Origin of the sequence: Lentzea sp. NPDC005914, assembly GCF_040629405.1 — a bacterium.
In the GTDB taxonomy this organism is placed as follows: Bacteria; Actinomycetota; Actinomycetes; order Mycobacteriales; family Pseudonocardiaceae; genus Lentzea.
On record NZ_JBEXVQ010000093.1, the window covers coordinates 1 to 1,699 of the forward strand.

Here is a 1,699-nt window from a genome sequence, read left to right on the forward strand (position 1 = left end):
TCCGCGATGACATCCACGAAGCCTTCCTCAGCCTGGCCTGCGCGATCATCTGCTGGCGCCGACTCCGCAACCTCTCATTGAGTTAGGAGTTCTAAATCGGCCGGGTGAGTCTCAGGTCGTAGGCGAGGATGACGGCCTGGATCCGGTCCCGTGCACCGATCTTGGCGAGGACCCGCCCGACGTGGGTCTTCACCGTCGACTCCGACAGCGTGAACCGTTGCGCGATCTCGCCGTTGGTCAGGCCGTGGCCGATGGCGACGAGGATCTCGCGCTCGCGGCCGGTCAGGGAGTCCAGCCGGCGATCCTCCCGCACAGACCCGCAGAGGTCATCGTCAAGCCGATCGGCGGCCACGTCGAGCAGCCGCCGAGTCAACGCCGGCGCGATCACCGCGTCCCCGGAGGCGACGGCCCGGATGCCGGCGAGCAACTCCTCCGGGCGGGTGTCCTTGAGCAGGAAACCGCTAGCCCCGGCCCGCAGCACGGCGAACGCGTACCGGTCCACGTCGAACGTCGTCAGCACCAGGACCCGCGAGCGCCCACTGGCGGCGACGATGCGCCGAGTCGCCTCGATCCCGTCGACGCCCGGCATGCGGACGTCCATCAGCACCACGTCGGGACGCAGCTCGGTGGTCCACCGAACGGCCTCGACACCGTTCTCGGCCTCGCCGACGATCTCGGTGTCGGGCGTGCTCTCCAGCAGCATGCGAAACCCGAAGCGCTGCAGCGGCTGGGCGTCCACCACGAGCACAGAGATCATGAACGGCTGCCTTTCAGGGTGTGGACGGTCCAGCCGCCGTCCGGTGCGGGGCCGGCGCTGACCGTGCCGCCCGGCGATGCCTACTTCATATCGAGCGGACCTGAGACGACCGTTAAAACGGCGCTCAGGCCGGTTGGCCGCCGGCGCGGGTTCGACGTCGGGCGGGCCGCTGTCGTGCACGACGATGTGGACCCGGCAGGAGTCGACCGCCAGGCGCCTCATCGGCTCGGACAATCACCTTGCCGCCGTTCCTCATGAACTTGCCGTGCAAGCACCTCGAGCGGCACGACAACGAGTTCGTGTTCACCGCCGAGAGCGGACATGACCCCTGACCCTCAGACTGCCAGTTTGGTCCACAAAGGACTTTAACTTGCGGAAACCCAATTACCCCAGGAGATCCAAAGCCGTTGACTGCCGTTCAGTGCCGTTGCGCGCCGTTCGGTGACGTTCAATTCCCTGCCGTGCTCCAGTTTCGCTCCACAACGTTCAGTGTGAGACTCGCCCAGAGCAACAGGAAGTGCCTGCAACACAAGGTTTACAGAGCTTCGAAACCAACGTGGACGTCGGTCAGCAGGCCCCGACCGGCTGTCGTTCCCCTTCGGCGTGCACCCAGTCCACACCGACCACACGGAGCCGACCCCCCGAACGCAACGCCGGCAACGCGGCTTCAGCAGATGAACCGGCCACCGAGCTCGGGCAGAGAAGAAGGAGAGCAGAGAAGTGTCACCTGGCGACCACCAAGTGACCGGCGCTTGCAGAGCGATGTGTCGAATCCCAGGAAATGATGGGAAGGCGTCACCGTTTGCAACCAGTCGCCGACACGCTGCGTGAACACCTGAACCACGCCGGAAGGAATCTGAATGATCGTGTCAAGCCGCTGCGGTAGCGGGTTGTGGCGCGGTCGGGGTGAACTTCCGGCCGTCGCGCAGCAGCGCCCAGAGC

General features: G+C 65.8%; 2 protein-coding genes. Both read right to left on the reverse strand.

Annotation, left to right across the window (positions count from 1 at the left end):
• Nucleotides 1–91: 91 nt before the first annotated feature.
• A complete protein-coding gene (locus ABZ345_RS47380) occupies nt 92–757 on the reverse strand; it encodes a response regulator transcription factor (protein ID WP_359862345.1) in 666 nt (221 codons plus the stop codon).
• A gap of 667 nt (nt 758–1,424) precedes the next feature.
• A partial coding sequence (locus ABZ345_RS47385; RefSeq protein ID WP_359862347.1) for a hypothetical protein occupies nt 1,425–1,699 on the reverse strand: 275 nt, incomplete at its 5' end.